Here is a 24,761-nt window from a genome sequence, read left to right on the forward strand (position 1 = left end):
TAAAACAAGAAGTTTTACTTTAATATCGTAAATTGTTGAATGCTTGGAATAAAAGAGACGCGTCTGCGATGGCGTTCTTACTTTCTTCTGAAGGAGAATAGTTAGTTTTGATGGGAGCCAGATGAAAGGTCCTGAAGAAGTTTGGCAGACCGTAGGCGATATTTTTGCTCATTATAAAACTGCCGCAGCATTCTATGAAAGTGCCGGATAATGCAGAAAAACTTTCCGAAGAATTACAAGAACATTTTCTTCTTCCAAATCGGAACCCAAATTTACACCAAAAAAAGAATGCGATTTTTAGGCCCCTTGTAAGTCTAAGAATTACAAGGGGCGAAGCATTGGAAACTAATATCTCTATTTATTCGGACGTAGTTTGTCCTTGGTGTTATATAGGTAAAAAAAGATTAGAGAAGGCAATAGAATCTTGGGAGTCAAATCATCCCGAAGATAAAATTGTCGTAGAGTGGAAACCTTTTCAATTAAATCCCGATCTTCCTGAGCAAGGAGAAGATAGAGAAGCCCATATGGTCAAAAAATTCGGGTCTTTAGACCGAGTAAAAATGATGACCCAAAGAGTTTCTGATATAGCAAAGGAAGATGGATTAGAATTTTATAATATTTTGCAAGGCCATCAGCCTAATACTTTTCTCCTACATGCTCTCATTCGCAGGGCAAGAAATTACGGAAAAGAGGCAGAACTAGCTGAGGTATTTTTCGAAAAGTTTTTTTCGGAAGGCAAAAATCTTTCGGATGATTCAATCATCCGGGAAAGTCTAACTCAAGTTGGAGTTCCAGCATCTGAACTCGAAGAAGTGCGTAAGGACCCTTCTCTTCTTGCTCGGATAGAAACTGAAGAAAATGAAGGAAAGATGCTGGGAGTAACTGGTGTACCTTTTTATATTTTTAACGAAAAGTATGCAGTTTCAGGTGCACAACCAGTAGATCTGTTTTTGCAGGTATTTGATAAGCTGCAATCAGAAGCGGGGGCTTAGGCGGAGATCTCAGTCCCTCTATTAGCTCCTTCTCCTATCCATAAAAATAAACGGCGGATCCTGTACAAATAGGCTGCTTCCGCCCTTTCTAACATTCCATCCGGAACATTTGGGAACTCGTACTCTCTGATATTTCTGGGACTTCCGGACCAATCGATTGCCTGGAAGAATGAATCTTTAGGGGGAGAGGCAAGAGCTAACCTATCTCTTAAAAAAAGAAGAAGGTCCCTAGGTTCAAAAAATGCTTTCGCTATATCCTTCAAGCCAGTTGCTAAATTTTGGTACACATTTTCTTTATTAAAGTCTATCAGACAAAAACTGAGAGGAAAATAAGGAGTTCCTAAAAGGCCTTTCATCTTAGGAACAAGTTCTCTTATAGAGAAAGATTCGGAGTCCAGGACTAAAACTCCAGGCTTGGTCTCTTTTAGCATATTAGGAAGTCCTAATATATCCTTACACCAATGTGCGTTCGAGCCGCATGCTCTCAGAAGAGATCTATATTTAGAAAATAGATCCGGACTTTGGGTAAGTACCACCATCTCAGGATGCAAAGGTTTTGAAAATTTGAAGAATGGAAATTCTTCCAACGCAAAAGAATTCAGATCATAGATCCTAGTCGCTCCGGCTCTGATAAACGAATTCTTTTCTTCCGAGTCAAATCTCCCGATCAAAGAGACTTCTCTGGACCAATCATGAGCGGAGCGGATGTCCTCAGGACTCGCATCCTTCTTCCAAACTAAAACCTCTTTAGTGGATGAGGGGAACCCGGAACTTCGTACCCATTCAAGATTATCTATCCCTTTCCACTTTAACAAAGCGACCAGGAACTCTTGTTCATCCGAGCTGAGTCGGTGCAGAAGTAAAGAATCGGATAGTAAGTTCATCTCTTTGCAAAGGAAGGGTTTTTTCCTTGACCTTGGGGATTTTCATCCGATCCTAGAATTGGTGCATTGCGGAAAACCCGCAACTAGAAAGGGGAATCGGAAAGAAAAACAAGTTTGCCATTCTGGCGAACTGCTTTTGTGGGCTTGTCCTGAAAGCGTTGATTACGAGCAAAACCAAGAATGAAAGTTCTGAAAAGATACGCAAACAGAAGGTTGTACGATCCCGAAACTAGCAAAACGATTACTCTAGAAGATGTCGCCGAGATGATTATCGCAGGCGAAGAGATCAAAGTGATCGATAATATGAGCGGTCAAGACATCACTCCTAAAATTCTAGGTCAGACCTTTCTTAAAGTAAGTTTGGGTCAAAGAAACGAAGAATTTTCCAATTACATGCTTTCCGCACTGATTCGCGAAACCGGGAAGGATATCAGTGCATTATTTGGCCGTTTGGTCCTGGGTGGGATTGGTCTTGCCTATCTAACCAAGGAAAAAATGGACAGGATCCTACAGAGTATGGTGGCTTTAGGAGAACTTCGTCTGGAAGAAGTGAAAAGCTACCGTGAAGACCTACTCACCCATTTGGCCCAAAGAGCCAGCGAAAATAGCGAACAGATCCAGGAAGACCTCAAAAAAGTGGGTCGAGAATTGGAAGAAGGCGGCGAAAAGGAATTGGCTGTCGAGGATCTATCGGAGAAAATTCGCAAGATTGCGGAAAGAGTCAAGGAAACCGAGTCCCTTTAAGGGATTTGCGGTCTCCTAAAGTTAAGATCGACCTTACCTAATCCGATAAACAACATAGGGGGAACCCATGTCGACCGTAAGAATCCTAGTCCTCGGAATCATATTAACACTAACTGCTCAGATTTCCGCAAAGGAACAAATCTATGAGAAGTTGGACCAACTGTTTTACGACCAAGTCGAAAAATTGCTGAGTGGAAACCTAGAAGAAAGAATCCAAGCTGCAGATTATCTAAAATTTGTAAGCAGCAAACTTGCCGTTCGTCCTCTTCTGAAGGCTTTAAAGGGAAATGCAAATGTTCCTAAGTCGGAGGAAAATTCCCCTACTTTAAAATTTACTATTGCCCAAGCATTGGGGGCAATGGAGTCCGATATTGCCGGGCCAGGAATGGTGGAGGAATTTAAAAAGATCTCTGCAACCGTTCAGGAAGGCGATTATCCTGCATTCAGTTCTCCGGAAGGTTATAATACTGTAATCGCAGCAGGAGAGCTGATCCGAAATGTGGGACTTCTTCCTTATAGTAAGGAAAACCAAGAAGCGATTGTAAATGCTTTAAACCATCCAAATTTTTATGTAAGAGCTTCTGCGGCTGACGGATTAAAAAATCTAAACCGCAAAGAGACACTTTCCCAATTGAGCTCCGCGATTGATAAGGAAAAAAATCCTTTTACTAAAGTTGCGATCCTAAACGCAATCGTATACATCAATCGTATCGCTAACCAAAAATTCTATGACCTATGCGCATTCCTAAAAGATGAATCCCCAATGGTTCGTTATAGAGCTTCTATCGCAGTAGGAGAAGTAGACCTAAAAGCAGGAGAATATTCTCTCAGAGAAGCCTTACTCGTAGAGCATGACAAAATGGTAAGAGATCAGATCAAAAAGGACCTGGCAAGTGTGACAGGATTTAAGATGCCTGCGAATCTTCCTCTTTTCTTGAAAGACTGATCCATTCTTTCATTGTTTAAGATCAAAAAAGCCTCCGAGTTCGGAGGCTTTTTTGTTTTAGGGGCTATAAGAAGAAGGGTATAAATGAAACCCTGGGAGATACTGGGATCGAACCAGTGACCTCTACCATGTCAAGGTAGCGCTCTAACCAGCTGAGCTAATCCCCCGGTAATCGTCAGTATTTAGGCCTAAAGCCCAGCGTAAAGCCTTTGTTATCTCCAAAGCTTCAGAGAAGAAGTTTCCATTTTCTCATAAAGAAAGCTCTCTGCTCATTTTTAGAAAAAGAAGAAGTTCCGTTCTTATTAAAATTTGCCGTTTTGCTAGTCGATTTTTAACAAAACAATTGTTATAAAAAGTGCTTTCCGCGAGAAATTCCCTTCTTTTTCTGGCCGATTTCGAAATCGGCAAGGGTTTTCCGAGATCGGCGGGCGGACCCGTTTGAAAAGGTTTATAGTAAGCCTCACGAAACCCGAAAAAACAGGGGAGATAGAAATGTCAGTGAAGGCAGAAAAGAAAGAACGGACTATTAAACCAATCAACGGTAATTCTCCAAGCGTTCGTAAGATGGACTTCGAAGGGTTGGACCAATTATCAGATTATTATGTGGCTGGAAATTCTTTCCTGACCCATACGGTTAACGCTTACCATGTGATCTTTCCAGAAGGAGAAAGATTTTTTATTAAAAGTGTAAAAGCGTTCGCGGATCAAGTGAAGGATCCTGCATTACAAAATAATATTAAAGGTTTTATCGGTCAGGAAGTGCAACACGGAAAAGAGCATGAAAAAGCTCTGGAGATGTTGGTAAAACAAGGACGTCCAGTTTCTAAGATCCTGAATTTTTATAATAAGACAGCGTATGGATTCTTCTGGCCGGTTTTAGAATTTATCTTTGGTAAAAAGTTAAAACTCGCAGTTACCGCAGGTTTAGAACATTATACTGCTTCCTTGGGCGAAGTTACTCTAAGATTCGGACTACATGAACAAGCTGAAGGAGAAATGAGAAATCTACTCCTTTGGCATGCATGTGAAGAGATAGAGCATAAGTCTGTCGCTTACGATGTTCTTCAAACAGTTTCTAAAAGTTATATTCTGAGAACTTTTGGATTTATCGTAGCTTCTATCATGTTCTGGGGTTACGCATTCACTCTACAACATATGTTTATTTTTGCTGATCCCAAGATCGGCTTCAAAAGATATTTTTCTGATCTTATTTCCGCAGGCTCTTATGCAAGAATCGTAGTGGTAGAAGTCGGAAAATTGGCATTCTTATATTTCAAACCTAGTTTCCATCCAAACCAAACTGGTGGTTACGATCTAGCTAATGCAGCATTAGCTACAATTTAAGAGGAGAATACAATGAGTACTCAAACTAAGAAAGGAAATCTAAAATCAATAGATGCGAATTCTCCTACTGTACGTAAGATGAATTTCGAAGGTCTGGAAAATTTACCGGATCATTATATTGCAAATAACTCATTCATGACTCACACGGTGAATGCATATCATATCCTGTTTCCGGAAGGAGAGAGATTTTTTATTAAGAGTGTAAAAGCTTTTGCGGACCAAGTGAAAGATCCTGGCCTTTCCTCCAGAGTGAAATCTTTTATAGGACAAGAAGTACAACACGGAAAAGAACACGAAAAGATCCTCGAGATCTTAAAAGGCCAAGGAAGACCGATTACTCTTATGGAGAAGGTCTATAAATGGACTGCTTTCAGCTTCTTCTTGCCTGTATTTGAGTTCTTCTTTGGTAAAAAACTGAAACTTGCAGTGACTGCAGGTTTGGAACATTATACAGCTAGTATGGCTGAAATTTCTATCCGCCATAATTTTCATGATGATGCATACGGAGAGATGAGAAGCTTACTTCTTTGGCATGCATGCGAAGAGATAGAGCATAAATCTGTTGCGTATGACGTTCTTCAAACTGTATCTAAAAGTCATTTCCTTAGGATCATGGGATTCATCGTAGCATCCTTCATGTTCTGGGGATATGCTTTAAGCCTGCAACATTGGTTCTTACTTACTGATAAGAAAGTGGGATTCCGTAAATACTTTCAAGACATGAAGTCTGCACGCAAGATCGGAAGGATCTTATATCCTCAACTTTTCAGGGCGGCTCTTTTATACTTCAAAAAAGATTTTCATCCGGACCAAACAGGCGGATACGAGCTTGCGAACGCGGCTCTGATAACTATCTAGCACCCATCCAATCACTTTGCTCCCCGCTTCCCGTGCTCCGAAAGGAGTCGGGAGGCGGTTTTTTTCTTTAGCCTTCTACCCATTGTTTAATATAAGCCTGGTGTTTTACCGGATGGAATTCTGTGTATTTATAATTCGCGTAACCTAATTTTGCAAAAGGATCATCTTTCATTAACTCGCTGATCTTCTCTAGAGAGATAGATTTTGCGATAATCATTCCGCCGTTTCTTGGCTCTTTAGGTCCAGAAAGAAGAAAGGTCCCAACATCATATAAGGTTTGTAAAAATTCTCTATGAGCTGGGACCGCTTGGTCTAATTTTTCGAGTGGTACTAAATATTCTAATTCGATCAGGAAAAATTTCATTCTGTAAATCAGACTTGCTGACTTCCTTTAAAAATCAATTCCCAATCGTTTAAAATTGAAATTTTTAGGTTGTTGCAGTTTTTAATTCAGGCTCCGACTCATCCTCATCGTTGAATGCTTCCGAGTAGGTCATCCATCTTCCTGTTTCAGGATCCATAAGTTTACATTTGGATGTGGACTCCATATAATCTTTCCAAACGGATTTTCTTTCTACAACGTAGGCTCTATAATGTGCTTTGATCTCTTCTAAAGCCTGGCCTAATTTATAGAAAGGAATTTTCATATGAACATGATGAGGGGAGTGGATGAAAATATTATGCATGAAAAAGTTTAAGAACTTAGGCACATGATAATTTACGGTTCCTCTCATTTGGCCGTAAAAAGGAGTCCATTCGTCCGCTTCTTTCCAAGGAACTTCAGGGCGAATATGGTGCACATATACGGTAACTCCGATAAAATAATTCCAAGAAATAAAAGGTAGAAGCCACACTTTTAGGAAAAACCAAGTTCCTAATCCAAGATCAAATCCATTAGGAGTGTTTCCTCCAAAATAAAAAACCGCTCCAGCAGAACCGAATGCAAACATTAGCATGAGCAATTTATCTCTGAGAGCTTCTTTCATTGGAGCTGTAAAAAGAACCATTCCTTTCAGCCAAATTTCCACAAGATAATAGATCCCTCCGCCGAACGCTGACCAGGAAAGTCTATGGAATGCTTTTCTAAATATTCCAAATTTTTTATATTGTTCTGGAGTTACTGGATGCCATACGAAATCACCTTTTATTTTGATCGTATGTCCGTGGTGGACCCTATTATGTCCATAACCCCACTGATTATAAGCATGTAACGACGGAAGCATTGCTATCTGTCCAATCCAATAAGAAAGCCTTTCACTTTTGAATAACGCCCCGTGACACGCATCGTGGCCAATAATGAAAAGAGAAGCGATACTTAAACCGGCAAATACCCAAAGAAAAGGAAGATAATACCAGGTGTTTACATTCCAAAGTAAAAACATGGTGACCGAGAAGAAGAATAGATCCCGGATAAAATAAGCGATCCCAAGATAAGTGGGATTGTCGAAGCTGCTATCGGAGATAATCTCCCTTACACTTCCAAGAGTTTCTTTCAGTTCTGTATTCTTTTTCATCTTTTAACCTATGTTCCCTTAACTAGGAGGTTTTATTTACGGATTGTTAGATGAGAGCGGATCGTTTTCACTTTGTTGCAGAAAAAAATCAGGATTTATAATAATTCTGTGATTCAAGATTTATAGATTGGTACATCTCGCTTAAAATAAGAGAAAAATAAGTCTTCAGCAGTTTCTCTCCCTGAATCCGTCTTTTTACCTAAGATAATGAGACAATCTTTTGCTCTGGAAAGCCCAACATATAAAACTCTATGTTCTTCTTCTCTTATTTGCTCTGGAGAATCTTTCCTGAGATTCCAGCCATCCGCCAAGTCCACAAGCACAGTATGAAATTCTAAACCTTTTGCAGAATGGATCGTAAGTAATAGTTCAGGAGGAACTCCCGCATGCAAATATTCCCTGATCCTATGATTGGAGCGGCATAATATTCTTAATTCTCCTCCACTTCGCTTATACAAATCTCCCAAATAAGTGAATAATTCCTGGATTTTATCTATTTTGATTCTGGAAACTATCGCTTTTCCTTTACGATGAGCGATTACCTTCTTTTCGATTTTGTTCTTATTTTTGGCAATAGGTATGGAGGAAGTATCTATGATCTTTGGTAGTGATCTATAATTTGTGTTCAGGAATTTTCGAGTGCAAGGTTGAAACATTTCCGGGAAATTCAAAAAATTGAATATATCCGCCTTTCTGAAGGAGTAGATACCCTGACTATCATCGCCGACAACCAAGATCCGGGATTGTTCCGATAACAATTTTAAAAATCTAAGTTGCTCTGGGTCTGTATCTTGGAATTCATCCACTAAGATCCTTTTTAAACTTCTCTTTGGAATTTCAGTCCAAGTTTCTCCGTTTTCTAAGGAATCTAAAAACATCGTGACTAAATCATCTAGATCCAGCTTTCCTTCTTTTCGTTTGAAGTTTTTATAATCTTCTAGTAAAGGGCCTTTCCATGTTTGGGGAAAATTAGAAGGTAATATAGAAGTTTCGATCAATAGCCTATACGGAATTCCACCAATCGTATCCGATTCCTTGCGGAACCATTCTCTAAAGAATAGGTTTTTTTCAGGAGCAGTCAGGATGGAAGGTCTTCTGTTTTTAAAATCCGGATGCCATGTGATCAAGGCTCTTAAACAAAATGCATGAAACGTATGAACTCTTACAGAATCTATATTAGTTTTCTTTTTAATTCTTTCTCTGATCTCACCTGCTGCTTTTCGGGTAAAACTTAGGACTAGTATTTCTTCTCCGCGCGTTCCTTGAGAAAGTTCATTTTGGACAACTCCTACTAAGGTGCTGGTTTTTCCGGAGCCTGCTGCGGCGATAACTTGTAAAAATCTAGATCGATCTTGTATGATCTCTTGTTGCGCTTCGCTAAATTGGGAAAGGTCCATATAGGACCGTTTCCCCAATTTTATTCAGTGCGCGTATTTTTTTGGAAGCTGGAACCTACTTCTTTATTTATCTCCTGAAGCAGGAAGATCTAAAGCTTTAGGACCATCCGAAGGTGTATTTATGATCATAGGAAGAGAATCTTTTCCAGTGGGCACAAACAGAAGTTTTGTATTCGGATTTTCGAATGCTTTTAGCTGGATATATTGTTTAGTCAATTGAGCCGCGATCATCTTCTGAGCCTTAGCTCTTGCTTGTGCTTCAATCACAGTTGCCTGTGCAGTTCCTTCCGCTTCAATTACTGTTGATTTAGCTTTTGCTTCTGCATGGATTACTGTGATTTCCGCGTCCTTCTTAGCTATATTGATCTCGAATTTCATCTGTTCCTGTTCTTGCTCTTTGGTAAGTTTACCTTCGATCGCAGTCAGGATGGGGCGGCTATATTCTATATCATCTATGATCACATCATCTATCTCTACATGTTTCCCTCTCAGCTTTTCTCCCAAAGCTTGGCGAATATCCTGAGATACCTTAGGTGTTTCTTTAGAAATTTTGATCATACTATAAGCTGACAATGCGTTACGCACAGATGTCCTGAACTGAGGACGTACCACTTTTTCGTAATAATCCGGGCCTATCTCTATCTGAAGATTATAGATTTCTCCAGGTACTGGTCTTAGAATGACTGCGGCAACAACGTTGATCGTTAAATCGTCTCTAGTAAGTACGTCCACTTTTTCTTTATATGAAGTCCACTGGGTTTGGTACAATACCACATCGTTCCATGGAGCGTAGAAATAAATTGCGTTCATCAATAGATCCTTTTGGAGTCCGCTTGATAGAGGGTGATATCTGAGTCCTGCTTCTCCTGGACGTATATTCGTGTAACAACCCGTTCCTGCGAGCAAGCTCATGGAAAGAAGGGCAGACAAACTCAAACTTTTTGTTAATAATTGAAACCTGGTCATATAAATCTCCCTAGGATCTGTGTATAGTTGGACCGTGTTCGGATTGGGAACGTTTCCGGATCTTTAAGAATAGGAATGGGCGATGATGAAAAACGAATGTACGAAACTGTTCTTTTGATTTGAATTGGTCTAACGGATGAAAGGCATGGAAGAAGATCTACAAGATTTGCCTAAAATCAGGACCAGATTCAGAGGGACTGTGGAATCCATTTCGATAGACCCTAATCCGGAGAAAGCAAGGATCTTGATCAAAGACATAAAACTGCTGGTTTCTGGCAGAAAGGTTATCTATGCTCAGGATTTTTATTATTCTTTTCGTTTTAGAAAGCAGAATCTAAAGCAGGGCGACCCTGTTGAATTTGATGCCAGGATCAGACCGGATAAAAGAGGAGTTTCCTCCGGAAAAATCCGTTTAAATTATCCTACAAAAATTTATAAACAAGGCCCAGACCAAGCAGGTCTATTTCCGGAAGTACGCTCTAACATTTGACTTCCTCACCAGGCCCTTGAATCTGACTTTCGGAGCTGAAATTGGAAACTATCAATTATCTTTTGGACTTCTTTTTGCATCTTGAGAATCATTTAGATGCATTGATCATTGCATACGGCACTTGGATCTATCTGATCCTATTCTTGATCATCTTTTGTGAAACCGGTCTCGTTGTGACCCCTATACTTCCTGGAGATAGCTTGCTATTCGCTTTGGGCGCATTTGCTGCGAGAGGAAGTTTGGATCTTTCTACCTTGCTTATTCTACTTATTATTGCTGCTATCTTGGGTGACACTGTCAATTATGCGATCGGTCATTTGGCAGGAGAGAAGATTCTTGCAAAAGAGAAGATACCATTCTTAAATAAAAAGCACTTGGAAAAGGCTCACCGCTTTTACGAGATGTATGGCGGAAAGACTATCATCATCGCAAGATTCATCCCGATCGTAAGGACATTTGCTCCTTTCGTAGCTGGGATCGGAAGTATGACTTATACTAAATTCATTTTGTATAATATAGTCGGCGGAGTGGTTTGGATAGCTATTTTCTTATTCGGCGGTTATAAATTCGGGAATCTAGAATTTGTCCAACGGAACTTTAAGATCGTTATTCTCGCGATCATTATCATTTCAGTAATGCCAGCGGTGATCGAGTACATTAGAGAAATGAGAAAGGCTAAATATTCCAAAAAAAATAACTGAACTTATTGGCTACAATCTTTGGTCTGGTTTAAACTTTTGACCAAGGGTTTGTCCTTATAACGTTTAAATGGAGGAGGTTCCATATCTCTTGCGATATCGGAATCTCCACCTTTTCCTCCAGGGCTGATCCCCACAGCCCCGAAGTTAGAAGCTGGATAAAAACAAACGGGAAATTCTTTTGCTTCTTCTAACTTTTTAAATTTTTCATTCGTTTTAAAAACTTGGTCTTGAACTCGAATGTATAGAAGATTCGAATTCTCAGACCAACGGATCTTGAATTCTGGAGTTTCTTCCCATTTCGGCAAAGGAAACTCGAAATAAGATCTATCATAAGAAGAAGATTGTCCATTTACATCTGCAAGTATAAGAGTAGGGGATTCTATTTCCAGATCAGGTTTTAATTTTCCTAAGATGATTGCTGCCTTTCCACCATCCGGAGAAGGTACGAATTGGAAGATAGTTTGGTTTTCTTTTTGGAAATTTTTAGGTTCGAAAGAATGGAATCCTTTCGGAGACCAAACTGCAGGAGAACGATTAGATCCACCGTATTCGTCATTTGTGCCTTGGATCCAAAATAGATGGTTGGTTGCAGAATGAAAATAAACCGATCCAGGTAATGTCCAAGATCCTACTTCATACGAATAAATGGGAGGATCTCCTGAATCATTTCCGGGTCCTGATATTTCATAAATTCTGAATTTAGTTCTGTAATTCTTTTTGTGAGTAGTTCCACTCAAAGGATTCCATGCATCCTTTTCCTCGTAGATTACTTCTGTTTGAACTATATTTTTGCCGGTTTCAGACCAGCCTCTTTCGACCGCAAGGCTTGCGGGTCTCCATTGTATTTGTGAGCAGTGGAATATTAATAAGGGGAGTAAAACTGTTAAAATTTTCATAAACGATAGCGCGCCGGTTTTTCGACGCGCTATTTTGGATTGGATTATCTCCAGCCTTCGTTTTTCAATTCACTGTGGTTCAAGTATAATCCGGAAGATCCTACGGAAGGAGCTCTCGTGTGACCTTGGAACTGAGTATAGGTTACGTTCGAATTGAACGGCCAGATACCTTCGCTCTGAGTCAACGATGATTGGCAAACACTAACTCCGCCCGACTTATTGTAAGCACAGGAAGAATGGAAAGCGACTGCGTAATCGTCCTCGCCCGGAAGTATCAGGGATGCACCAATCATACCTTTATAACCAGGTACTTGGTATACAGTGATACCTGCAGTGTTGTTGTGATTGTAAGCGCCGCGAGCAGTTCCAACGATAAGGGATTTATCCATTGCGTTACCGCCGAATCCGAATGTAATACCATTCAGAGCAGAAGCAAGCTCAGATCCACCGGAAGCAGAAGCTAAAGCAGTAACCTTAGTTACATTATAACCTTTGCTAGAAGTAGTTCCACCTAAGTTAGATAACCAATACTCAATCGCATAACAACCAGCGCTATGACATACGATCTTGCATGAGTTAGAACCCTTGCAATATGTATTCAAGCCTGTAGTGATATTGGTCTGAGCTCTTGCCGATCCATAATTTCTTGGGTCAGAAGTTCCGTCATAACCAACGAAAATTTTGCTTCCGGACACAGAGTTCGGTGCGCTTCCCCAATAATTATTCACGTCCGTAGTTCCCACTCCGTTATGGTTGCTGTCAGACTTTCCGTGAACGAAAACCGTATAGGTTTGCGCAGAAAGCGACCCAACAAATAACGATGCGAAAACACATCCCAATACCATACTTTTCCAATTTTTCATCTTCTCTATTCTCCGATCTTTTGGGAAAACCAAAACCTTAGCTTTTGATTTTCCCGGTCTACAAGTATGAGGTAAGTGGCTTTCGGAGTCAAGTGATTGGACTTTTTTTAACATAACGGGTAGAATGTAAAAAAGTTCACAAATCAAAAATTATATTATGAAATTTTAATCTATAACGTACGCTACAATAGCGTGCAGTGTTAGTTACAATTTATTTCCAAAAATTGTAACGAGAGATTGTAAGTGAAAAATAAGAAGATTGGCAAACCAAACAATAAGACTTAAAAGAATTCGTTCTAATAAAATTAGTCCAAAAGGATTAGCCTATTTCTCCTTTAAAGATTCTTAAAATAAAGGTTGAGAAAGGCTTCGCATTTCATATATAGGTGAGCCTGTACTGGGCATTGAAAATTAGAGATGAGTCAAAAAAAAATTTTTATCTACCTTGGCCTCGCGATTGCGGCGGCCTTGGTTTTCTATCTATTAAGGGATGAAGCAGAAGAGAACGGTTGGTTCTTATCGGAAGAAGAGAAAAAAGCCAAAGCAGAATGGATGGCGAAAGGAAGTCCACCTGGTGGTGGCTCTGCATCGAGCAATCCTGACTTTTTAGGAAGTTTGGATGAATCTATTCCTCCTGAAAAAGTTTTAAAAGATTATTTAGAATGGTCTGAGTATCCGCCTAACTCAAGACCTTTGACAAAGTATAACGAAGATCTAACGAATCCATATTTTATCCAGCTTTCTCCGATCCCGATGGTGGATAAGCCAGAGGATAAGAAACCAAACGGTTATTCCTGCAAATTACAACCTTTACAATGGGCAGCAATAGGTGTGAAGGAGCCAATTCATATCACTTTGGAATGTTTTAATACGAGTAATTTTGAAAAAGTTCCATTAAATATTCGTAATGTGAAACTTTGGAAAGAATTTGACGGCAATAAATTTGTCGCGCTCCCTCCTGACGGAAATGACAAGGGTATAGACGGGGATGCTCAGGCTAAGGACAATGTTTTCACATTCGAATGGAGACCTAGTTATAAAGACTGGGGAGACATGTTTATGGAAGTGGAGTTTGAATATGCAAAAGAGAAGAAACAGGGTAAAGTGCTGTCATCCTTCTTCTCCTCTCCTTATCAACCTGCGGAATGGAGCGGCTACTTTTTGGATATTCCAAGAGACGGCTCATTGAGTATAAAAACTGGAGTGAACGTATTCAAGGCTGGGACTTATCATTTAGAAGCGAATCTAATGAATGCGGGAAATGGGGATCCTATCGCCTGGGCAAGTTTTGACGGCAAATTGAATGCAGGACGGCAAGAGGTAGAATTTTTGTTCTTCGGGAAATTGATCCGAGAAAGTGGGTACGAAGGCCCTTATGCAATGACCCAATTGCGAGGTTATAGGGTTAATCTTGCTGTAGATCCGGATTGGTTCGGGCAAGGAGAAGAAGGAATGAGAAGGATACTTGCAGCGAAAACTACTGAGCCTGATAAAGAATTAGTGGCTCCTTACAAAGAGAACAATTATACTACTAAAGAATATAATTTGAATACTTTCTCTTTGAAAGCTTATGAGTCTCCTGAGAAGGACCAAAAGATTAAACAATTACAAGATTTGGCTCGTTAGTAAATTATACACTTAAATAGAATAGAGATAATGCCATGAGAAAATTAATAATGTGGAATGTAGTCACTCTAGATGGATATTTCGAAGGTGAGAAAAACTGGGACTTAAGCTTTCATGGGCTTGTTTGGGGCAATGAACTCGAGGAATTAAGTCTTACTCAGTTGAAATCGGCAGACATGCTTGTCTTCGGTGCTACAACATACAAAGGAATGGCTGATTACTGGAAAAATGCAGAAGAAGGAGCTGAGGGAGAAGTTGCTAAGTTCATGAATAGCCTTCAAAAGATCGCTTGCTCATCTACTCTTAAAACTGCTGACTGGAACAATACAATCATCGTAAAAGATGCTGTAGCTGAAATTCCTAAATTAAAACAGCAAGGCGATGGAGATATGTTTGTGTTCGGTAGTGGTAATCTTTCCGATTCTTTATTGAAAGCAGGCTTATTTGATGAGATCAGATTATGTATTGCGCCTGTATTTTTAGGAAATGGAAAACTTTTGTTCCACCAAGGAATCCCCAATAAAAAACTCAAACTACTTGAAGCTCGTCCTCTTAGTACCGGCGGCACTTTCCTTCGATATGCCCCGGAGTAAGAATCAAGAACATTCAAAGTAAAAAATAATTCCTCAAAATTGTACAGCTGCGGGGTCATCGCAGCTTTTCCATACCTTCCCGTTAATTCCTTATGGAACACTTATAACTAATTCTTTAATAAAGAAGTCGCAAAAAAGATTGACTTTATTTCATTATATAGCTAGATGCTTATATAACAAGTTTGCTATGCAAAATCTCGATTCTACCTTCGCCGCACTTGCTGACCCGACTCGCCGAGCGATACTTATGCGTCTCGCAAAAGGTGATTCAACGGTTATGGAGCTTGCAAAACCCTTTAAAATGAGCCAGCCGGCTATCTCTCGGCATTTAAAAGTTTTAGAGGAAGCAGGACTTATCTCAACCACGATCCGCGCCCAAGAGCGTCCCCGCAGGCTTGAAACTGCGCCACTCAAAGAAGCTACGGATTGGATTGAGAAATACCGCCACATGTGGGAGAAGCGCTATCTGTCTCTGGATGGGCTACTCGAAGAATTGCAAACCATGCAAACCAAAGGAGATCGTAAATGAAAGCAGATCTAAAAGAATTGAAGGTGGAGCTTAGGGGCGAAACTGAACTTGTGGCAACACGTTACTTTGCTGCACCACGTAAATTGGTATTCGATTGTTTTACTAAACCAGAGTTAATGCGTCGTTGGCTAACTGGCCCCGAAGGCTGGACTCTTGAAACGATTGAGAATGATCTTAGGGTCGGCGGTAAATATCTATATGTTTATGCGGATTCTAAAGGAACCAAAATGGGTATTTATGGAAAATTCTTAGAAGTTATTGTGCCTGAAAAAGTATCAAATAACGAGAATTTTGCGACAGATATGGCAACGTTTAATCCGGATGGTCCTGAAAATCCGGATGCTACTGTAGAGTCTCGGACTTTCACAACGGAAGGTGATTTAACTCTCATGACTCATGTGTATAAATTTGCTTCTGCAGAAGTGCGAGAGATGGAACGAGGTGCTCTTGATGCCTGGGGACCTCTCTGCGAATCACTCGATAAATTATTGGCAGAGCTTACAAAATAAACTAGAGAGCCGGGTCGGAAGTGCATGGGTGTATGTTCGCCCATGCAACGCAAGAGCGGAGGTTTTACTGGCTAAAACCTTCTACCAAATTAGACAAATTGATTCACTGAACAGATCCGCGTAAGATTTTTTCCATTGCCTTTCCTTTGGCCAACTCATCTATCAATTTATCTAGATAACGGATCTTCTGCATAAGTTTATCTTCTATATCTTCTACACGAATACCGCAGACTACTCCCTTGATTAAGGAAACATTATCGTTGAGATGAGGTGCTTGATCAAAAAATTCTTTAAAATTCACTTCAGTTTTAAGTTGTTTTTGAAAACTTTTAGAATCGTATCCGGTGAGCCAATAAATGATTTTATCTACTTCTGCTTTTGTTCGTCCTTTTCTTTCTGCCTTTTGAACATACATAGGATAAACACTTGCGAAAGATGTAGCAAAGATTCTATGATTTTCCATTTGATTCGGATACCTTATTCATTAGGCGAATTTTGTTTAATATTAAAAGATTTATTTTAACTCCTCGGCTAATGCGATGATGAATCCTTCAGGGGTTCGCAAATAACATAGAAGATAACTATCTTCATACTGTTCCAATTTGCCTACAAGTTTCACTCCATGCTTTTCGAGTCGAGAGACTGTATCCTTGATGTCTGTTACCGCGAACATTACACGAAGATAACCTAAGGTGTTAGAAGGAGCATTCTTCGGTTCTCTGCTTATTGCTTTCGGCTTGATAAACTTAGACAACTCTAATCTACTATGCCCATCCGGCGTTTTCATCATTGCCATATCGACTTGCATTCCTTCGAGTCCAACTACATGGTCCGCCCAGGATCCTTCGACACGCATCTGTCCTTCGAGCTCTAAGCCTATCTCCTGAAATATAGCGATCGTAGCCGGAAGGTCTTCTACAACAATAGCGACATTGTCCATTCGTTTCACTGCCATTTTCTCAGATCCTCCATTTGGCTAGTATAGGCTCCATTATTGATCCGTTGGTCGATCCATTTATTTTTCTAGTCTCAGGTAATTTTTTGCATATTATACTTGACATGCAGGTATTTACCTGCATGTTATTTTCTTTATAAACGCACCGAATGGACGCTGATAATGTTTTCAAGGCTTTGGGGGATCCTACTAGAAGAAAGCTGTTGGATCTTCTGTATGAGAAGAATGGCCAAACTTTGGGGCAACTTTGTGAGAACCTAGACATGACTCGGCAATCTGCCACTCAGCATATCGGAATTCTTGAGGCAGCCAATCTAATAAGCACTGTTTGGCGAGGCAGGGAGAAGTTGCATTTTATAAATCCAGTGCCGTTGCACGAGGTATATGAGCGATGGGTGAGAAAATTCGAACACCAGAGGCTTAGCCTTCTGCACGACCTGAAGAAGGAACTTGAAGGAGAGAATAATGAGTAAAGAGAAGACTAGTTTTGTTTATGTGACTTACATACGCTCAACACCGGAGAAGGTGTTTGAAGCAATCATGAAGCCTGAGATTACTCGCCTATATTGGGGGCATGATAATATTTCTGAGTGGAAACCGGGAGCAACATGGGAACATGTGCGTGCTAATGATCGCACAGTCAATATTGTAGGTAAGGTACTAGAAGTTGTTCCGCCAACAAGGTTGGTTATAACTTGGACAAGTCCTTCGCAAGCAGCTGATCCTGAAAGTTATAGTCGAGTGACATTTAATGTAGAAGCGTATGACGATATGGTGAAGCTAACAGTTACTCACGATGAACTCGAAGCAGGCAGTGGAATGGCTAAGGGTATCCAACAAGGTTGGCCGATCGTTCTTTCTAGTCTGAAATCTTTGTTAGAAACAGGGATGGGTATTGATGTTTTCGCTAAGCCAAAGTCGGCTTCCAATGGGAATCGCTCATGACTAAACCTTATACAGGCGGATGCGCCTGCGGTGCGATCCGCTATTCAACCGAGCATACTCCTATCTTTCAAAATCATTGCCAATGCCGCGACTGCCAATTGAGAAGTGGCACTGGACATGGATCTTATCTTACTTTTCCTGCAAAAGCTGAGATGGCAATCACTGGTGAGGCAACTCATTGGGAAGTTGCTGGTGACAGTGGTAACATGAAGATTCATTCCTTCTGCCCAAAATGTGGGACTCCTGTTTATTTGCGATTTGCTACAATGCCGGATTTGATTGCAATTCATGCGGGAAGTTTAGATGAGCCTGGTCGATTTGCGCCTCATGTTCTTACTTATAAAGTTCGTGGGTTAGCTTGGGATTCGATTGATCCAGCTTTAAAAACTTTCGAGAAGATGCCGACAGACTAGGCTATGCGTATGTTCGCCTATGCAACTAAGAGTAGTGCATGCGCGATATAGCCTAAGCGATGGCAGGGGCATGGCTGTATATTCATTGAAGCGTTTATCTACTAACGATATTGTTTAAATAGTCCAAAGCATAATTCTCAGCTTTGGATAAGTTTTTAATCTCAGAATTATAAAGAGCTAATCTTAATTCTTGATACAAATTCACTGCATTTAATATACTTTCTTTAATCGATTTGAAATCGTAGCTTGGAATTGTGGATCTCAGTTTTTCAAGATCGATTGGATCGATAATGAATTCTAATTTTCGAACTCCGCGAGGAAGAGATTTATTTTTAAGATGAAGAAGAGGTCCTAAAACAGTACTTCTAACGAATGATAAAAAATCAATCGTCTCAAAATACTCTCCTCTTCCTAATTTTGTTCCTGCGTAGTGTATCCAAACCCAAAATCGATCTTCTATCCATTGGAAATCTGGATTTGGCCACTGCGCTTTTGTTGAATCAAGTATGAGCGGGATTTGTTGGTTATTTTGATAGATAAAGACTGGATTTTCGATCCGATCATTTAATTCAGAAAGCTGAATGAACTTAAAGTCCACGTGGAGGAATGGATCCTCATATAAACAAATTAATAGCCTTCTTTCTCCAACATGTTCCCCGGTAAATGCAGCTAGTAACGTTCCGAAATTATTTGCAAAACCGATCATCTCTTTTTTCTGATATTGAATTCCATCTTTTAAGACTATTACAAAATCAATATCAGAATATTCATCAAGTTCCTTGGACATGAATGAGCCAGCAACTGCAATGCCTTCTATCGCTTCTCTATTCGAAGCAAATTCACGTACCTTATTGATAAATAGATCTATTTTTTCCATATTGTTTTAAGGATGAATTGAGTCATGTCGCGATGGTTTTACGAATATACGCCCATGCAATTAGAAGTGAGCGCATTAACGTTGTTTCGGATATCCACCCAAGAAGTAGAGCATGGCCGAATGTTCGCCCATGCCCCCAATTCAAAAAAGGGGAAGCTCCCTTTGAATCAATGAGTCTGTAACCAGTTTACTAAATCTCCCAAAACTTTTGCCTTATCTTGGGGAAGTTCATTCATAGTTTCGTGATATAGCCCATCATAAATTTTCATGGACTTGTCAGAAGAAGGAATCACCTTGAATGCTTCTTCTGTTCCAACAGAAAGTGCGATCGAATCTTCTTTTCCGTGGAATAGATAAACTGGGAAGTTGATCCTTGCAGCTTTCTCTAAAGCTTTTTCTTTTGAGTTCAAAAGGAAATCTCCTAAGTAAGCTCCAACGGAACCGTGAACTAGTGGATCTTTTTTGTAAGCTTCTACAACTGATTTGTCTCTGGAGAGTGCGTTTACATCTAATCCAGTGGGAACAGTAAGAGTAGGGAATGCTCCAGCTAGTAAACTTCCTGCACCTTTTTTGATATTCATAACTAAATCTGTTTTTACTGCGATTGGCAATCCACTAAGCACAAGTCTGTCTAGATTTGCTTGGTGAGAAGGTTCTCCTGCATAAAATAATGAGATCAATGCTCCCATGGAGTGTCCCATCAGAGTGACTTGTTTCACTCCTTCTTTTTGTTTTGCAATGCTGATCAATCTGTCCAGATCCGCTAAAAATTGGTTAAAATGAGTGACTACTCCTCTGCTTCCGCCGGATTTTCCGTGGCCGCGGGCATCTATTAGATAAACATTATATCCTTTTCCGGAAAGTGCTTCGAGTAGGTTATCGTATCTTTTTCCGTGTTCTCCGATCCCATGATGGACCACTAATGTTCTAGGATTGTTTGCGTCTTTCGCGCGATAGGCTCTATAATAGATGGATACGTCGCCGGCTCCTATAAAGGTTCCGTCTTCCAGATGGTAGTTTTGTTCCCAATTCATTCGGTAAATATCCGATCTGTCTGAAAAATGGGGAAGGAAATTTCTATCCAATCCGCTTCTTTCTTTCTACTATTTCGAACGAACGTAATGATTGTGGCCTTCGTTACAGTCCTTATTCGGGAAAAAGCCCTGGTAGGAATTCCTCCTGTTTTTTCTTTTTCAGAAGATACCGAGAGGGAACAGCGAATAAGTCCGTTCTCAATTCTCTTCTTTTGGTGAGTCCGAACCTTTTGATAGAGATTGAAAATCTTTTTTGGAGAAGTTCAGCATAATTTCCTTCTCCTCTCATTCTTTCCCCCCAATTCGCTTTGTATAATTTTCCACCTCTTGCTTCCGAGATCACTTTAAGGACCTTTTCCTTTTTGAGCGGGAAATATTTGGAAAGCCAATCTTCGAATAGAGGAGCCACTTCGAATGGAAGTCTTATAAATACCATACCGGCTGCTTCTGCACCTGATAAAGCTGCCTGTTCCAATAGATGTTCCATTTCAAAATCGTTGATGAATGGGATTACAGGAGCGAATAATACTCCTGTTGGAATTCCAACATCGGTAAGTTTACGCAGAGTTTCCATTCTTCTCACTGGAGCAGGCGCTCGAGGCTCTAATTTGGACCAAAGTTCTTTGTCCAAAGTGGTAATCGAAAGAAACACTTTCAGAATTCCTAATTTTCCCATTTCGGAAAGAATGTCCATATCTCTTTGTATTAGAGAAGACTTGGTGATGATTGCAACAGGTTGTTTAAATTCTAACATCACCTCTAACAGTGATCTAGTGTTTTTATAAATCCTTTCTCCCGGTTGGTAAGGATCGGTGGCTGTTCCTATTGTGATCGGAGCAAGTGCCTGCTTCTTCTTTCTTAATTCTTCCGCCAAAAGTTTTGCAGGTTCTTTTTTGACGAATATTTTCGTTTCGAAGTCCAGTCCGGGTGAAAGGTCCACATAAGAATGGTTTGGTCTTGCGAAACAATAAATACATCCATGCTCGCATCCCCTATATGGATTGATACTTGCATCGAATGGAATATCAGGTGATTTATTTCGAGTGAGAACTGATTTGGAATCTTCCCAAAAAAATTGGGTAGAAGGAGATGGTTCCTCTCCTAGATCTATCCTATCTTCCAGCCAAACTTCCCTTTGGGTCTTGTCAAATCTACTGGGAGGAAGTTCTTCTGTGCCTCTTTTCTTAGAATTCATAATTTTGAATTCTAAGAAATACTAAACAAAAAACAAGCAAAATTATGTTTGTATTTCGTGGGAGGTCCTACAAAATGACTAAACTCTTTTAGGATTGATCAATTATACTCTAAGAAAATTCTCTTTCGCAATGTTATTCGTAACGATAGCTTACCTGAAGTTTTTGGCAATACTCTTCGCAGTATATTGGATATTATCCTTATTTAAGAATTCGAATTTAAGAAAGTATTGTCTATTAATCGGAGGAATCTATTTTTGGGGCCAAGATTACATAACTGATCATAGATTTCCTTTTTTGTTATGTGTTTCTCTTTTTGGAAATTATTCGATCTACCTTTTATTCACTAGAAAGAAGAAACAATTTGGGCTTTGGGTTGCAGTATTATTTAATCTTGGAGTTCTTCTATTTAATTTTCGCGATTTTTATTCGTTAATATTTCAACTTATCGATTTAGAAAATTCGTTTCCATACTATAGAACTCTTGGGATCAGCTTTTATTCGATCGCTTTCATTCAGTTTCATTTTGATCTGTATAAGAATGAAAAAATCGAAAAGGTTTCTATCCTAGACTTTTTCCTTTTCGGATCCTTTTTCCCCATTTCCAATGCCGGTCCAATACCTAGGTGGAGAAAATTTACGCAGGAATTTCAGCCTACTCTGAATATTTTTTATTCCTGCATAGGGAAGGGACTATTTTGGATTCTATACGGATTCTTAAAAAAAATCTTATTGGCAGGCCCTACAGGGCAATATGCCGATATATTGTTTTTTAGATTAGATGAGGAAATATCTAGTTCTGATCTGATATTGGGTCTTTATCTAAATACATTTGTGATCTATTTAGATTTTTCAAGTTTTGCTGACATAGCCAGAGGTTCTGCAAAACTTTTCGGATACGATTTACCCATGAACTTTAGGGCTCCATTTTTGGCAGATTCAGTATTTGCCTATTTATTAAGATGGAATCGAACGTTAGGTGTTTTTTTAAAAGAGAGGTTTTATTCTTTAATTCAATATTCTAAGATGCCAGTCGCTCTTAGCCTAGGAATTCTCTGTTCCTTCTATTTTCTTTGGCTAAAAATTTCTTGGGTGAGTTTGATTTTTGGAGGAGTGTTGTTTGTAGTTCTTGTCTTAGAATATAAGTTTCCATTTGGTAATTTTAAAACAAAAATTTCGAAACCAATTCGCATTCTAACTAGTTTTCATATTTGGGTATTTTTATGGATGGTAGTTCGTTTTAATAATTGGAAAGAAATGGAAAATTATTTTTATAAGATAATAGAGTCCGGCCCCGAGATATTCGAGTCCGGATCTAGAAACCATATTTTTATCATTTTTGGAATTGTTCTTCTTTCTCAGTTTTTGGAGAAGAAATACAGAAAGGTTTTTCTCTAAGATATTTCTAATTTTGCTCCTTCTCCCCATGATTTGTAAGAAGGTAAATTGGAGATGGTTTGTACATATTCACTTGCTTTCGGCCCAAGTTTTACTCCATACGTTATAAATCTAGAAACTACTGGGGCATAGAATGCATCGGCAATGGAGAAGTTTTGGCCGAATAAGAATGGTCCGCCGTACGAGCCCAAACATTCTTCCCAAAGAGTTTGTATCCGATCGATGTCCTTCTTCGCATCTTCTGGAACTGAGAAGTCTGGCTTTCTGCCATGAAAATTCATGCTTAGATTGGATCTTAGGCCAGTAAATCCGGAATGCATTTCTGCGGTTACGGATCTTGCTTTTGCTCTTGCGACTTGATCCTTGGGCCAGAGTCCCTTCTCCGAATATTTTTCTGCCAAATATTCCGCGATACTAAGGCTGTCCCAAACTCTTAGTTCTCCATCGTTTAAGACAGGGACTTTTTTAGAAGGGGAATACTTATCAATGATGGCTGCATATTCAGGTGTGAATAGTTTTAAGGAAATCTCTTCGAAAGGAATTCCGAATTGAGTGAGTAGGATCCATGGGCGGAAGGACCAGGAGGAGATGTTTTTATTTCCGATTACAAGTTTCAGGTCGCTCATAACTTTAAGATCTCTCAAGGCAGGAGGATTCTGCAAGAAAGTAATCCTTTCGATTTAGTAAGTTTTGTAGGGATTGATACAGTGGCTTTCAACTAGTTTGCCTTTCTTTTGAAACAATTAGAGTCGAGAATTTCCATGATCAAGTGCACATAATCCAATGAAGGTTAAAAGTCTTCATTTTACAATCAGGCATCTTCTTAGTATTCTAGGAATGCATTGTAGGATTTTTTTAAAAATCCATGTCTTAAGTTATTAATAAGAAAGAAATCCTTTCGAAAAGAATCGAGCGGTTTCTTAGCAACAAAACGAATCGGATGGATCTAAGCTTGGAAAACGTTAAAGAAATTATTCAAACACAAGAAAGTATGCCCGATATTTTGTTAATTTGCGACTCAAGTGGTAGAATCCTTCATATTAACGAGAATGGAAGGAACATGCTTAGTATTGCCTCTATAGAGTCAGCTAAGAGTATGAGTATTACTGATCTTCTTTCAGAGACGGATCAAAAATATTTCGAAACAGTTATACTACCTAATGTAAGCAAATCGGGAGAGTTTGAAGGTAGAGGACTTCATCTAATGAAGAAGGATGGAAGTTTCCTCCAAACAAAACAACATGCTTATCTAATGCCTGAGAAATCTTATCTCTTCGTATTTACGGAAGATAAAGAATCGGAAGCAGGAAAGAAGGAAGCTTTGTACAAAGCATTCCAACAATCCCAAAACGGAATGTTCTTAACCGATAAAGAAGGTGTAATCCTTGCGGTGAATAAACAGTTCGAAAAAATTTCCGGCTTAAAAGAGAATGAACTCATAGGAAAAACTCCGAAAGCATTCCAATCCGGAGCGGGAGCTTCCAAAACTTTTTACGATGAGTTTTGGGAATCAGTTCTGCAAGGATCCGTTTCTATCTCTACCTCGAACCTAAAGAATAGTTTCGTAAAAGATTGGAAACAAAATGTTCTTCCTATCAAAGATCGTAATGGAGAAGTTTCCAGCTTCTTAAGCACTATACTTGCTAATCCTGAACTTTCAGAATCCGGAGATGCAAAAAATAATTCGGATTTTGCAAAATCTCCATCTGATACTTTCAGAAAATATGAAGGTATGGACAGAGATGCTCTGATCGGGATTTTAAGAGATAAAACTAAACTCACCAAAAAAGAAACAGAGATCTGTGCGGGAATTGCTTCCGGTAAGGATAAGAGTCGTATCAGCGAAGACTTAGGCATCCATCCTGGGACTATGAAAAACCATCTTAAGTCGATTTATAGAAAAACTATCGATTTGGAAAAAGAGATCCCAGGTCCCGAGCGCGATAAACTTCAGAGACTAACGATCTACCTCTTCCGCTTACTCGGAGAGTAAGACGGAGAGTTTACAAGAGCCACTGAGTTTATTCTCACGCAGAGGCGCGAAGGCGCTGAGGTAAAACACCTAAAAAATTCTCTGCGGCTCGGCGACTCTGC

Annotated in this window: 30 protein-coding genes and 1 tRNA gene; 16 read left to right on the plus strand and 15 right to left on the minus strand. The window is 39.6% G+C overall.

Annotation, left to right across the window (positions count from 1 at the left end; genetic code table 11):
• Positions 1 to 19: 19 nt before the first annotated feature.
• Positions 20 to 172 (minus strand): hypothetical protein, encoded by a 153-nt coding sequence (locus B1C82_RS20585; RefSeq protein ID WP_157894136.1) that lies wholly within the window; start codon positions 170 to 172, stop codon positions 20 to 22.
• 166 nt (positions 173 to 338) lie between these two features.
• Here B1C82_RS20585 and B1C82_RS13440 point away from each other — a divergent pair, with 166 nt between their 5' ends.
• Positions 339 to 992 carry a DsbA family oxidoreductase gene (locus B1C82_RS13440; protein ID WP_086448604.1) on the plus strand — a complete coding sequence of 218 codons (654 nt, stop codon included), beginning with the start codon at positions 339 to 341 and terminating at the stop codon, positions 990 to 992.
• Here B1C82_RS13440 and B1C82_RS13445 read toward each other — a convergent pair.
• Positions 989 to 1,876: a hypothetical protein gene (locus B1C82_RS13445; protein ID WP_086448042.1), complete on the minus strand. Its 888-nt coding sequence runs from the start codon at positions 1,874 to 1,876 to the stop codon at positions 989 to 991. The two genes, B1C82_RS13440 and B1C82_RS13445, sit on opposite strands and share 4 nt — an antisense overlap.
• Positions 1,877 to 2,056: 180 nt before the next feature.
• Between B1C82_RS13445 and B1C82_RS13455 the strand changes: the two genes are divergently transcribed.
• Both B1C82_RS13455 and B1C82_RS13460 read left to right on the plus strand, forming a co-directional pair.
• Positions 2,057 to 2,620, plus strand: coding sequence for a polyhydroxyalkanoate synthesis regulator DNA-binding domain-containing protein (locus B1C82_RS13455; protein WP_086448044.1), 564 nt, complete (start codon positions 2,057 to 2,059; stop codon positions 2,618 to 2,620).
• Positions 2,621 to 2,687: 67 nt separating this feature from the next.
• Positions 2,688 to 3,566, plus strand: a complete 879-nt coding sequence (locus B1C82_RS13460) for a HEAT repeat domain-containing protein (RefSeq protein WP_086448045.1) — start codon at positions 2,688 to 2,690, stop codon at positions 3,564 to 3,566.
• 93 nt (positions 3,567 to 3,659) lie between these two features.
• On the opposite strand, the gene B1C82_RS13465 is transcribed toward B1C82_RS13460, so the two are convergent.
• Positions 3,660 to 3,733 (minus strand) — tRNA-Val (locus tag B1C82_RS13465).
• Positions 3,734 to 4,058: 325 nt separating this feature from the next.
• Between B1C82_RS13465 and B1C82_RS13470 the strand changes: the two genes are divergently transcribed.
• Entirely contained in the window at positions 4,059 to 4,910 is an 852-nt protein-coding gene (locus tag B1C82_RS13470; RefSeq protein ID WP_167373763.1) for a metal-dependent hydrolase, read from the plus strand.
• Between the two features lie 12 nt (positions 4,911 to 4,922).
• Entirely contained in the window at positions 4,923 to 5,768 is an 846-nt protein-coding gene (locus B1C82_RS13475; RefSeq protein WP_086448047.1) for a metal-dependent hydrolase, read from the plus strand.
• A 67-nt stretch (positions 5,769 to 5,835) separates the two neighbouring features.
• On the opposite strand, the gene B1C82_RS13480 is transcribed toward B1C82_RS13475, so the two are convergent.
• The 4 genes from B1C82_RS13480 to B1C82_RS13495 all read right to left on the minus strand — a co-directional run bounded on the left by B1C82_RS13480 (position 5,836) and on the right by B1C82_RS13495 (position 9,645).
• Positions 5,836 to 6,132: a YciI family protein gene (locus B1C82_RS13480; protein ID WP_086448048.1), complete on the minus strand. Its 297-nt coding sequence runs from the start codon at positions 6,130 to 6,132 to the stop codon at positions 5,836 to 5,838.
• 64 nt (positions 6,133 to 6,196) lie between these two features.
• Positions 6,197 to 7,282 carry a fatty acid desaturase gene (locus B1C82_RS13485; protein WP_086448049.1) on the minus strand — a complete coding sequence of 362 codons (1,086 nt, stop codon included), beginning with the start codon at positions 7,280 to 7,282 and terminating at the stop codon, positions 6,197 to 6,199.
• A gap of 113 nt (positions 7,283 to 7,395) precedes the next feature.
• Complete coding sequence (locus B1C82_RS13490) at positions 7,396 to 8,679, minus strand: UvrD-helicase domain-containing protein (RefSeq protein ID WP_086448050.1); 1,284 nt, start codon at positions 8,677 to 8,679, stop codon at positions 7,396 to 7,398.
• A 63-nt stretch (positions 8,680 to 8,742) separates the two neighbouring features.
• Positions 8,743 to 9,645 carry a prohibitin family protein gene (locus tag B1C82_RS13495; protein WP_086448051.1) on the minus strand — a complete coding sequence of 301 codons (903 nt, stop codon included), beginning with the start codon at positions 9,643 to 9,645 and terminating at the stop codon, positions 8,743 to 8,745.
• 145 nt (positions 9,646 to 9,790) lie between these two features.
• Between B1C82_RS13495 and B1C82_RS13500 the strand changes: the two genes are divergently transcribed.
• Positions 9,791 to 10,135: a hypothetical protein gene (locus tag B1C82_RS13500; protein WP_086448605.1), complete on the plus strand. Its 345-nt coding sequence runs from the start codon at positions 9,791 to 9,793 to the stop codon at positions 10,133 to 10,135.
• Between the two features lie 41 nt (positions 10,136 to 10,176).
• Entirely contained in the window at positions 10,177 to 10,836 is a 660-nt protein-coding gene (locus B1C82_RS13505) for a DedA family protein (protein ID WP_086448052.1), read from the plus strand.
• Positions 10,837 to 10,838: 2 nt separating this feature from the next.
• Here the strand turns inward: B1C82_RS13505 and B1C82_RS13510 are convergent, their stop codons facing one another.
• Positions 10,839 to 11,732, minus strand: coding sequence for a hypothetical protein (locus B1C82_RS13510; RefSeq protein WP_086448053.1), 894 nt, complete (start codon positions 11,730 to 11,732; stop codon positions 10,839 to 10,841).
• Between the two features lie 44 nt (positions 11,733 to 11,776).
• Entirely contained in the window at positions 11,777 to 12,595 is an 819-nt protein-coding gene (locus B1C82_RS13515; protein ID WP_086448054.1) for a hypothetical protein, read from the minus strand.
• 417 nt (positions 12,596 to 13,012) lie between these two features.
• On the opposite strand from B1C82_RS13515, the gene B1C82_RS13520 reads away from it, so the two are divergent.
• From B1C82_RS13520 to B1C82_RS13535, 4 genes are all read left to right on the plus strand, one after another.
• Positions 13,013 to 14,221, plus strand: coding sequence for a DUF4785 family immunoglobulin-like domain-containing protein (locus tag B1C82_RS13520; RefSeq protein WP_086448055.1), 1,209 nt, complete (start codon positions 13,013 to 13,015; stop codon positions 14,219 to 14,221).
• A gap of 35 nt (positions 14,222 to 14,256) precedes the next feature.
• Positions 14,257 to 14,814, plus strand: coding sequence for a dihydrofolate reductase family protein (locus B1C82_RS13525; protein WP_086448056.1), 558 nt, complete (start codon positions 14,257 to 14,259; stop codon positions 14,812 to 14,814).
• 187 nt (positions 14,815 to 15,001) lie between these two features.
• The gene (locus tag B1C82_RS13530) at positions 15,002 to 15,343 is read left to right on the plus strand and encodes an ArsR/SmtB family transcription factor (RefSeq protein WP_086448057.1); all 342 of its coding nucleotides are present in this window, start codon (positions 15,002 to 15,004) and stop codon (positions 15,341 to 15,343) included.
• Complete coding sequence (locus tag B1C82_RS13535) at positions 15,340 to 15,852, plus strand: SRPBCC domain-containing protein (RefSeq protein ID WP_086448058.1); 513 nt, start codon at positions 15,340 to 15,342, stop codon at positions 15,850 to 15,852. The genes B1C82_RS13530 and B1C82_RS13535 overlap by 4 nt, the downstream gene beginning before the upstream one ends.
• Before the next feature lie 103 nt (positions 15,853 to 15,955).
• Here the strand turns inward: B1C82_RS13535 and B1C82_RS13540 are convergent, their stop codons facing one another.
• Together B1C82_RS13540 and B1C82_RS13545 are read right to left on the minus strand one after the other, a co-directional pair.
• Positions 15,956 to 16,315, minus strand: coding sequence for a DUF2200 domain-containing protein (locus B1C82_RS13540; RefSeq protein ID WP_086448059.1), 360 nt, complete (start codon positions 16,313 to 16,315; stop codon positions 15,956 to 15,958).
• A gap of 51 nt (positions 16,316 to 16,366) precedes the next feature.
• Positions 16,367 to 16,807, minus strand: a complete 441-nt coding sequence (locus B1C82_RS13545) for a VOC family protein (RefSeq protein ID WP_086448060.1) — start codon at positions 16,805 to 16,807, stop codon at positions 16,367 to 16,369.
• Between the two features lie 149 nt (positions 16,808 to 16,956).
• Between B1C82_RS13545 and B1C82_RS13550 the strand changes: the two genes are divergently transcribed.
• From B1C82_RS13550 to B1C82_RS13560, 3 genes are read left to right on the plus strand one after another with little or no spacing between them, the layout of a single operon-like run.
• A complete protein-coding gene (locus tag B1C82_RS13550; protein WP_086448061.1) occupies positions 16,957 to 17,280 on the plus strand; it encodes an ArsR/SmtB family transcription factor in 324 nt (107 codons plus the stop codon).
• A complete protein-coding gene (locus B1C82_RS13555) occupies positions 17,273 to 17,752 on the plus strand; it encodes an SRPBCC family protein (protein ID WP_086448062.1) in 480 nt (159 codons plus the stop codon). Before B1C82_RS13550 ends, B1C82_RS13555 begins: the two co-directional genes overlap by 8 nt.
• Entirely contained in the window at positions 17,749 to 18,165 is a 417-nt protein-coding gene (locus B1C82_RS13560) for a GFA family protein (RefSeq protein ID WP_086448063.1), read from the plus strand. Before B1C82_RS13555 ends, B1C82_RS13560 begins: the two co-directional genes overlap by 4 nt.
• Positions 18,166 to 18,259: 94 nt before the next feature.
• On the opposite strand, the gene B1C82_RS13565 is transcribed toward B1C82_RS13560, so the two are convergent.
• The 3 genes from B1C82_RS13565 to B1C82_RS13575 form a co-directional block, all read right to left on the minus strand.
• Entirely contained in the window at positions 18,260 to 19,042 is a 783-nt protein-coding gene (locus B1C82_RS13565) for an aminoglycoside 6-adenylyltransferase (protein ID WP_086448064.1), read from the minus strand.
• A 167-nt stretch (positions 19,043 to 19,209) separates the two neighbouring features.
• On the minus strand, positions 19,210 to 20,076 hold the full coding sequence (locus tag B1C82_RS13570; RefSeq protein ID WP_086448065.1) for an alpha/beta hydrolase: 867 nt from the start codon (positions 20,074 to 20,076) through the stop codon (positions 19,210 to 19,212).
• A gap of 112 nt (positions 20,077 to 20,188) precedes the next feature.
• Positions 20,189 to 21,271 (minus strand): PA0069 family radical SAM protein, encoded by a 1,083-nt coding sequence (locus B1C82_RS13575; RefSeq protein ID WP_086448066.1) that lies wholly within the window; start codon positions 21,269 to 21,271, stop codon positions 20,189 to 20,191.
• 130 nt (positions 21,272 to 21,401) lie between these two features.
• Between B1C82_RS13575 and B1C82_RS13580 the strand changes: the two genes are divergently transcribed.
• Positions 21,402 to 22,667: an MBOAT family O-acyltransferase gene (locus tag B1C82_RS13580; RefSeq protein WP_157894137.1), complete on the plus strand. Its 1,266-nt coding sequence runs from the start codon at positions 21,402 to 21,404 to the stop codon at positions 22,665 to 22,667.
• Here B1C82_RS13580 and B1C82_RS13585 read toward each other — a convergent pair.
• The gene (locus tag B1C82_RS13585) at positions 22,664 to 23,293 is read right to left on the minus strand and encodes a glutathione S-transferase family protein (RefSeq protein ID WP_199775779.1); all 630 of its coding nucleotides are present in this window, start codon (positions 23,291 to 23,293) and stop codon (positions 22,664 to 22,666) included. The two genes, B1C82_RS13580 and B1C82_RS13585, sit on opposite strands and share 4 nt — an antisense overlap.
• Positions 23,294 to 23,658: 365 nt before the next feature.
• On the opposite strand from B1C82_RS13585, the gene B1C82_RS13590 reads away from it, so the two are divergent.
• Positions 23,659 to 24,660, plus strand: coding sequence for a PAS domain-containing protein (locus tag B1C82_RS13590; RefSeq protein ID WP_234008299.1), 1,002 nt, complete (start codon positions 23,659 to 23,661; stop codon positions 24,658 to 24,660).
• Positions 24,661 to 24,761: the final 101 nt, after the last annotated feature.

This window comes from Leptospira venezuelensis (assembly GCF_002150035.1).
Lineage (GTDB): Bacteria > Spirochaetota > Leptospiria > Leptospirales > Leptospiraceae > Leptospira_B > Leptospira_B venezuelensis.

Bases quoted from the DNA above. Each gene is read 5' to 3' on its own strand.
- B1C82_RS20585 (WP_157894136.1), bottom strand. From the start codon at position 172: ATGAGCAAAAATATCGCCTACGGTCTGCCAAACTTCTTCAGGACCTTT.
- B1C82_RS13445 (WP_086448042.1), bottom strand. From the start codon at position 1,876: ATGAACTTACTATCCGATTCTTTACTTCTGCACCGACTCAGCTCGGAT.
- B1C82_RS13455 (WP_086448044.1), top strand. From the start codon at position 2,057: ATGAAAGTTCTGAAAAGATACGCAAACAGAAGGTTGTACGATCCCGAA.
- B1C82_RS13460 (WP_086448045.1), top strand. From the start codon at position 2,688: ATGTCGACCGTAAGAATCCTAGTCCTCGGAATCATATTAACACTAACT.
- B1C82_RS13470 (WP_167373763.1), top strand. From the start codon at position 4,059: ATGTCAGTGAAGGCAGAAAAGAAAGAACGGACTATTAAACCAATCAAC.
- B1C82_RS13475 (WP_086448047.1), top strand. From the start codon at position 4,923: ATGAGTACTCAAACTAAGAAAGGAAATCTAAAATCAATAGATGCGAAT.
- B1C82_RS13480 (WP_086448048.1), bottom strand. From the start codon at position 6,132: ATGAAATTTTTCCTGATCGAATTAGAATATTTAGTACCACTCGAAAAA.
- B1C82_RS13485 (WP_086448049.1), bottom strand. From the start codon at position 7,282: ATGAAAAAGAATACAGAACTGAAAGAAACTCTTGGAAGTGTAAGGGAG.
- B1C82_RS13490 (WP_086448050.1), bottom strand. From the start codon at position 8,679: ATGGACCTTTCCCAATTTAGCGAAGCGCAACAAGAGATCATACAAGAT.
- B1C82_RS13495 (WP_086448051.1), bottom strand. From the start codon at position 9,645: ATGACCAGGTTTCAATTATTAACAAAAAGTTTGAGTTTGTCTGCCCTT.
- B1C82_RS13500 (WP_086448605.1), top strand. From the start codon at position 9,791: ATGGAAGAAGATCTACAAGATTTGCCTAAAATCAGGACCAGATTCAGA.
- B1C82_RS13510 (WP_086448053.1), bottom strand. From the start codon at position 11,732: ATGAAAATTTTAACAGTTTTACTCCCCTTATTAATATTCCACTGCTCA.
- B1C82_RS13515 (WP_086448054.1), bottom strand. From the start codon at position 12,595: ATGAAAAATTGGAAAAGTATGGTATTGGGATGTGTTTTCGCATCGTTA.
- B1C82_RS13520 (WP_086448055.1), top strand. From the start codon at position 13,013: ATGAGTCAAAAAAAAATTTTTATCTACCTTGGCCTCGCGATTGCGGCG.
- B1C82_RS13525 (WP_086448056.1), top strand. From the start codon at position 14,257: ATGAGAAAATTAATAATGTGGAATGTAGTCACTCTAGATGGATATTTC.
- B1C82_RS13530 (WP_086448057.1), top strand. From the start codon at position 15,002: ATGCAAAATCTCGATTCTACCTTCGCCGCACTTGCTGACCCGACTCGC.
- B1C82_RS13535 (WP_086448058.1), top strand. From the start codon at position 15,340: ATGAAAGCAGATCTAAAAGAATTGAAGGTGGAGCTTAGGGGCGAAACT.
- B1C82_RS13540 (WP_086448059.1), bottom strand. From the start codon at position 16,315: ATGGAAAATCATAGAATCTTTGCTACATCTTTCGCAAGTGTTTATCCT.
- B1C82_RS13545 (WP_086448060.1), bottom strand. From the start codon at position 16,807: ATGGCAGTGAAACGAATGGACAATGTCGCTATTGTTGTAGAAGACCTT.
- B1C82_RS13550 (WP_086448061.1), top strand. From the start codon at position 16,957: ATGGACGCTGATAATGTTTTCAAGGCTTTGGGGGATCCTACTAGAAGA.
- B1C82_RS13555 (WP_086448062.1), top strand. From the start codon at position 17,273: ATGAGTAAAGAGAAGACTAGTTTTGTTTATGTGACTTACATACGCTCA.
- B1C82_RS13560 (WP_086448063.1), top strand. From the start codon at position 17,749: ATGACTAAACCTTATACAGGCGGATGCGCCTGCGGTGCGATCCGCTAT.
- B1C82_RS13565 (WP_086448064.1), bottom strand. From the start codon at position 19,042: ATGGAAAAAATAGATCTATTTATCAATAAGGTACGTGAATTTGCTTCG.
- B1C82_RS13570 (WP_086448065.1), bottom strand. From the start codon at position 20,076: ATGAATTGGGAACAAAACTACCATCTGGAAGACGGAACCTTTATAGGA.
- B1C82_RS13575 (WP_086448066.1), bottom strand. From the start codon at position 21,271: ATGAATTCTAAGAAAAGAGGCACAGAAGAACTTCCTCCCAGTAGATTT.
- B1C82_RS13580 (WP_157894137.1), top strand. From the start codon at position 21,402: ATGTTATTCGTAACGATAGCTTACCTGAAGTTTTTGGCAATACTCTTC.
- B1C82_RS13585 (WP_199775779.1), bottom strand. From the start codon at position 23,293: ATGAGCGACCTGAAACTTGTAATCGGAAATAAAAACATCTCCTCCTGG.
- B1C82_RS13590 (WP_234008299.1), top strand. From the start codon at position 23,659: ATGCCCGATATTTTGTTAATTTGCGACTCAAGTGGTAGAATCCTTCAT.